The 5920-nt window shown below is 71.6% G+C and carries 7 protein-coding genes; 1 reads left to right on the top strand and 6 read right to left on the bottom strand.

Annotated elements, in window-relative coordinates; all coding sequences use genetic code 11:
- Positions 1 to 90 precede the first annotated feature (90 nt).
- The 6 genes from fmt to ddaH form a co-directional block, all read right to left on the bottom strand.
- Positions 91 to 1023 carry a methionyl-tRNA formyltransferase gene (gene fmt, locus FRW57_RS15970; protein ID WP_137121993.1) on the bottom strand — a complete coding sequence of 311 codons (933 nt, stop codon included), beginning with the start codon at positions 1021 to 1023 and terminating at the stop codon, positions 91 to 93.
- A gap of 3 nt (positions 1024 to 1026) precedes the next feature.
- The gene (gene def, locus FRW57_RS15965) at positions 1027 to 1572 is read right to left on the bottom strand and encodes a peptide deformylase (protein WP_137121992.1); all 546 of its coding nucleotides are present in this window, start codon (positions 1570 to 1572) and stop codon (positions 1027 to 1029) included.
- 39 nt (positions 1573 to 1611) lie between these two features.
- Positions 1612 to 2307, bottom strand: coding sequence for an HAD family hydrolase (locus FRW57_RS15960; RefSeq protein ID WP_137121991.1), 696 nt, complete (start codon positions 2305 to 2307; stop codon positions 1612 to 1614).
- Positions 2308 to 2321: 14 nt separating this feature from the next.
- A complete protein-coding gene (locus tag FRW57_RS15955) occupies positions 2322 to 2684 on the bottom strand; it encodes an ArsC/Spx/MgsR family protein (protein ID WP_152186459.1) in 363 nt (120 codons plus the stop codon).
- 67 nt (positions 2685 to 2751) lie between these two features.
- Positions 2752 to 3954 (bottom strand): ornithine--oxo-acid transaminase, encoded by a 1203-nt coding sequence (gene rocD / locus FRW57_RS15950; protein ID WP_274381592.1) that lies wholly within the window; start codon positions 3952 to 3954, stop codon positions 2752 to 2754.
- Positions 3955 to 4105: 151 nt separating this feature from the next.
- Entirely contained in the window at positions 4106 to 5029 is a 924-nt protein-coding gene (gene ddaH / locus FRW57_RS15945; RefSeq protein WP_238384721.1) for a dimethylargininase, read from the bottom strand.
- A gap of 159 nt (positions 5030 to 5188) precedes the next feature.
- On the opposite strand from ddaH, the gene FRW57_RS15940 reads away from it, so the two are divergent.
- On the top strand, positions 5189 to 5665 hold the full coding sequence (locus tag FRW57_RS15940) for an Lrp/AsnC family transcriptional regulator (RefSeq protein ID WP_238384720.1): 477 nt from the start codon (positions 5189 to 5191) through the stop codon (positions 5663 to 5665).
- Positions 5666 to 5920 lie beyond the last annotated feature (255 nt).

Genomic DNA, 5920 nt, shown 5'->3' with positions numbered 1-5920 from the left:
GGGCGCTGCCGGCCGGCAGCATCCCTCCGCCCTCCGCGGCGGTCCCCCGAGCGGCGCGGCCGGCGCGGACCCTCTCCGTGCCACTGCTGGTCACTCATCCTCGAACCGCTCCCCTTCGTCGATACGCACGCCGCGGGCCCAGTCCTGCGCCGGCATCGGCTTCCTGCCGCGCGGCTGGACCGTGCCGAGCCGCACCGCTGTCGTGGCTGTGCCGACCAGGACCTCGTGCTTGGCGACACGCACCTCGCCCGGCATCAGATCACCGCCTCCTTGCTCGACGGCCACCGGCAGCAGCTTGAGCCGCTCGCCGCGGAAGGTCGTCCAGGCGCCGGGAGCGGGTGTGCAGCCGCGCACCCGCCGGTCGACCGACAGTGCGGGCGTGGCCCATCGCACCCTGGCGTCGTCGGTGCTGATCTTGGGCGCGAGCGAGATTCCTTCACCGGGCTGCGGTTCGGCCACCAGCTCGCCGGCCTCGAGCCCGTCCAGGGTGGCCACCAGCAGGCCGGACCCGGCATCGGCGAGACGCTCGAGCAGGTCGCCGGCGGTGTCGGTCGGACGGATCGTCTCGGTCATCCTCCCGAGCACCGGACCGGTGTCGAGGCCCGCCTCGATCAGGAACGTGGTCGCCCCCGTGACCTCGTCACCGGCCATGATCGCGTGCTGCACCGGGGCGGCGCCGCGCCAGGCGGGCAACAGTGAGAAGTGCAGGTTGACCCAACCGTGGGTGGGCACGGCAAGGGCAGCCGCGGGGAGCAGCGCGCCGTAGGCCACGACCGGACAGGCGTCGGGTGCGAGCTCGCGCAGCCGCGAGAGGAACTCCTCGTCGCCGGGCCGCTGCGGGGTGAGCACCTCCACGCCCGCCTCCTCGGCGCGCACCCGCACCGGTGACGGCACCAGTGCGCGTCCGCGACCAGCTCGGGCATCGGGCCTGGTGAGCACGGCGACGACGTGGTGTGCGGAGCCGAGCAGCGCGTCGAGGCTCGGGACGGCCGTGTGCGGGGTCCCGGCGAACAGGATGCGCACCGCTCAGAGCCCCTTGCCGAACGTCGGGTGAGGGCTGACCTTGACGGTCGGGGCGGTGAGGCCGGCCCACGCGGCGTCACGGATGGCCTTCATGGCGTGCTTGCGCTGCTCGCGGTCCATCCGGTCGATGAACAAGATCCCGTCGAGGTGGTCGGTCTCGTGCTGGATGCACCGGGCGAGCAGCTCCGATCCCTCCAGGATGAGCGGTTCGCCGTGCTCGTCCTGCCCGTGCGCCACGACCCGCAGGGCGCGGGGGGTCTCGGCGTAGATGCCGGGGAACGACAGGCAGCCCTCCTCACCGAGCTGCTTCTCCTCGGACAGCTCGAGCGTCGGGTTGACCAGGTGCCCCAGCTGCCCGTCCACGTGGTAGGTGAAGACCCGCAGGCCCACACCGAGCTGTGGGGCGGCGAGCCCGGCGCCCGGCGCGTCCATCATGGTGTCGGTCAGGTCGCGGACCAGCTGGCGCAGCTCCCGGTCGAAGTCGACGACAGGGGCGGCCGGCGTGCGGAGCACGGGGTCGCCGAAGAGTCGGATGTCCTGGATCGACACGGGCAGTCCTTGCTGGTGGGCGTGCGCGGGGTCTGCAGTCTATGCGCGCCGCAGCGGCAGCCCACGTGCCCGCAGGTCCTCGCGCAGGTGACCGGTGTCGGTGAACAAGATGGCGTCCATCCCCGCGGCCGTTGCCGCCTCGACGTTGCGGGGGTTGTCGTCGATGAAGACGGTGTCCTCCAGGCTGCCGCGGTGCCGCATCCGTTCCTCGAGGACCCGGAAGATCTCGGGATCGGGTTTGGCCACGCCCTCCTCACCGGAGACGACGATATCCTCGAAGAGCTCGAGGAAGTCGAACCGGCGCAGGGCCTCGGGGAAGAGCTCTTCGGACCAGTTGGTGAGCGCGAACAGCGGCACCCCCGCCTCGTGCAGCTCGCGCAGCACCGTGACCGTGTCTTCGAACACCCCGATCAGCGACCGGGGAAAGTGCTCTCGGTAGGCGCGCAGCGCCGGCCCCCAGTGCGGGTGCGTCCTGCTGGCTTCGGTCTCCGCCTCCTCCCAACCGCGCCCAGCGTCCTGTTGGTAGTTCCAGGCCCCGAAGTCGAAGTCTTCCGCGGCGAAGAACGCCGTGGCCTCGGCGGCTCCGACCCCGGCGACGACCGCCGCGAAAGGATCCCAGCGGATCAGGACGTTGCCGAGGTCGAAGACCACCGCGTCTACCGGGCTCGGCGAGAAGCGCTCGTCCACCGGCTCGTCCCAGGGCTGCTGGTCGTCGGCTGGCGTCGGTGAGGTCATGCCTCCGAGGGTAGTCAGCGCTGGCCGAGGACCTGCTGCAGGGCTTCGGGAGTGCGGCCGATGACGCTCTCACCGTGGTCGTTCGTGATGATCGGTCGCTGGATCAGGATCGGCTGGGCCACCATCCGCGCGACCCATTCGGCGCGGTGCTCGGCGTCTCGGGGCAGGTCGGCCAGCCCGACCTCGTGGGCCGCCTTCTCACTGGTGCGGGCGACGTCCCAAGGCTCGAGTCGGAGCCGGTCGAGGACCGCCTCGAGCTCGTTCACCGTGGGCGGGTCCTCCAGGTAGCGCCGCACGGTGTAGTCGACGCCGGCCTCGTCGAGGGCGGCCGTGGCGGTCCGGCACTTGCTGCACGCCGGGTTGACCCAGATCTCCATGGGGCGACCCTACGAGGTGGGGCTCGGCGCCGCGGCGCCGAGCCCCATACCCTCCCTCAGGACGGTGTCACTGCGTGCGCGTGGCGCCCGCGGCCTCGAGCACGTCGGCGAGCTGGTCGACCAGCCAGTCGACCTGCTCGGCCTCGATCGAGAGCGGCGGGGCGATGCGGATCGTCGAGCCGTGCGTGTCCTTGACCAGGACGCCGCGGTCGAGCAGCTGCTCGGACGCCTCGCGGCCGCTCATCAGCTCGGGGTCGATGTCCACTCCGGCCCACAGGCCGCGTGAGCGGACCGCCACGACACCGTGCCCGACGAGCTGGTCGAGCCGCTCCCGCAGACGCGAGCCGAGCTGCGTTGCGCGCTGCTGGTATTCGCCGGTCTCGAGCAGCCGCACGACCGCATGGCCGACGGCTGCCGCCAGCGGGTTGCCGCCGAAGGTGGAGCCGTGGTTGCCCGGCTGGATGACGCCGAGCACGTCGCGGTCGGCGACGACGGCCGAGACCGGCACGATGCCGCCGCCGAGCGCCTTGCCCAGGATGTACATGTCCGGCACGACGCCCTCGTGCGCGCACGCGAAGGTCTCGCCGGTGCGGCCGAGACCTGACTGGATCTCGTCCGCGACGAAGAGCACCCGCCGCCGGGTGCAGAGCTCGCGTACCCCCGGCAGGTAGCCCTCCGGCGGGATGATGACGCCGGCCTCGCCCTGGATCGGCTCGATCAGGACGGCCGCGGTGTCGTCGTCGACGGCCGCCTCCAGCGCCGCCAGGTCGCCGTAGGGCACGGTCTCGAAGCCCGGCGTGTAGGGCCCGAAGCCATCGCGGGCCACCGGGTCTGTCGAGAAGCTCACGATGGTGGTGGTCCGTCCGTGGAAGTTCTCCGCAGCAACGATGATCTTGGCGCGGCCGGCCGGGACTCCCTTGACGTCATACGCCCACTTGCGGGCGACCTTGATGGCCGTCTCGACCGCCTCCGCGCCGGTGTTCATGGGCAGTACCTGGTCCTTGCCGACCAGGCGTGCGAGCGCCTCGCAGAACGGCGCGAGTCGGTCGTTGTGGAAGGCGCGACTGGTCAGGGTCGCCCGGTCCAGCTGTTCGTGTGCGGCGGCCAGCAGGGCAGGGTGGCCGTGGCCGAAGTTGAGTGCGGAGTAGCCGGCCAGGCAGTCGAGCAGCCGGCGGCCCTCGACGTCGGTGACCCAGACGTCCTTCGCCTCGGCGATGACCACCGGCAGCGGGTGGTAGTTGTGCGCCATGACCGCGTCGGCCAGGGCGATGTGCTCGGCGCTCGCGGCGTGCGCGGTGCGGGCGGCGCCACCGGTGCGGTCTTCGGCGCCGGTGGGGGTGTCGTGGGTGGGTACCGTTGTGGTCACGGCAGGTCCTTTCGGGTCAATCGGCAGTTTCGCGGGCGCCGCGAGGGCACGCCGGTCAGTGGGTGGTGGGGGCGGAGCGGTGCCGATGCAGCTCCATCGTGCAGCACTTGACGCTGCCTCCGGCCTTGAGCAGCTCGGACAGGTCGACGGGGTGCGGTGCGAAGCCCAGTCCAGCCAGCCGCTCGGCCAGCGCGGTCGCCGCCGCGGGCAGCACCACGTTGTGGCCGTCGGAGACGAGGTTCAGCCCCAGGGTGGCGGCATCCTCCTCGGTCGCGACCACGGCCTCCGGGAAGAGGGTCGCCAGCGTCTGCTGGCCCTGCTCGTCGAAGGCGGGCGGGTAGTAGGCGATCGTCTGGTCGTCGAGCACGCCGATCGCGGTGTCGAGGTGGTAGTAGCGGGGGTCGACCAGGGTCAGCGACACGACCGGCAACGCCAGCGCCTGCTCCACCTCGGCGTGGGCCGCCGGGTCGGTCCGGAAGCCGGTGCCCGCGAGCACCACGTCGCCGACGACGAGGAAGTCACCCTCGCCCTCGTTGACGTGCTGCGGGGCCACGACCTGCGCCACGCCCGAGGTCTCCTCCAGGCGACGTCGGTAGGCGCCCGCCTCGTCCTGGCGCTCCGGGTGGGCGAACGACGCGCCGAGCGCGCGCGTGCCCACCACGAGGGCCCCGTTGGCGGCGAACACCATGTCGGGCAGACCGGGGACAGGGTCGATCAGCTCGACCTCGTGCCCGAGCCCGAGGTAGGTCGTCCGCAGGCTCTCCCACTGGCGCAACGCCAGCTCGGCGTCGGCCCGGCCGCCGACCGGGTCCATCCACGGGTTGATCGCGTAGCCGACCTCGAAGTAGCGGGGCGGGCACATCAGGTAGCGCCGCGCCCTCGCTCGACGTGCCGGCCGTGCAGTCGCGTGCTCGCGTGAGCTGGGGGTGTGCGCAGGGGTACCGGGGACCTGCGCGGGCGCAGGGTCGATGACGGTCAATCGGGCTCCTTCGGGTCGAGAGCGTGGACGCGACGGGGAGGCAGGGGGTGGTCGCCTCACCAGACCAGTGAAACAGGACAACGTCAAGCAAGCAAACTCTTCGTATGCCGTCTATCCTACTCTTTGTTGCGTCCTAACTCTCCGGAACGGTGATTTGTTGTGACAGTGTCGACAGGGCTCGATGACATCGACCGCAAGGTCCTGACCTGCCTGATGCGCGACGGCCGCGCCACCTACGCCGAGATCGGGCAGGAGGTCGACCTGTCCGCACCGGCCGCCAAGCGACGAGTGGACCGGTTGCGTGCCGAGGGTGTCATCCAGGGCTTCACCGCCGTCATCGACCCCTCCGTGGTCGGCTGGGTCACCGAGGCCTACGTCGAGGTCTACTGCTCCGGCAAGGTCTCGCCGACCCAGCTGCGGCGGCAGTTCCAGGCCGTCCCGGAGGTGATCAGCGCCTGCACCATCTCGGGCTCGGCCGACGCCATGCTGCACCTGGTCGCCGAGGAGGTGCAGGACCTCGAGCGGGCGATCGGCCTGGTCCGCAACGAGGACAACATCGAGCAGACCCGCAGCGCGATCGTCCTGTCCAGGCTGTTCGACCGACCGGTCGGGCCGCGGGGGAGGTCCGAGGGCTGAGCAGCCCCCGCCAGGGACTGTCACGGTGAAGCTCTTCTCGTGGACGGGCCGACCTCACCGCAACAGTCGGGGCTGGAGGCGACTCCGGTCAGCCCGGCCCGGTCAACGGGTCGACCCGCACGGTCACCGTCTCGGGCTCCTTGCGCGCGCTGCGTATCGCTCGCAGGTCGCGCAGCGCGGTGAGCAGCCGGTCCTGCGCGGCCAGTGGCGCACGCAGCAGCAGCTGCTGCTTCGGCGGGTCGTCCGGTCCGGCCG

Origin of the sequence: Segeticoccus rhizosphaerae (assembly GCF_009192725.1) — a bacterium.
Lineage (GTDB): Bacteria > Actinomycetota > Actinomycetes > Actinomycetales > Dermatophilaceae > Segeticoccus > Segeticoccus rhizosphaerae.
Note: the sequence above shows the minus strand (reverse complement) of the source record. Positions and strands in the feature narration are given on the sequence as shown.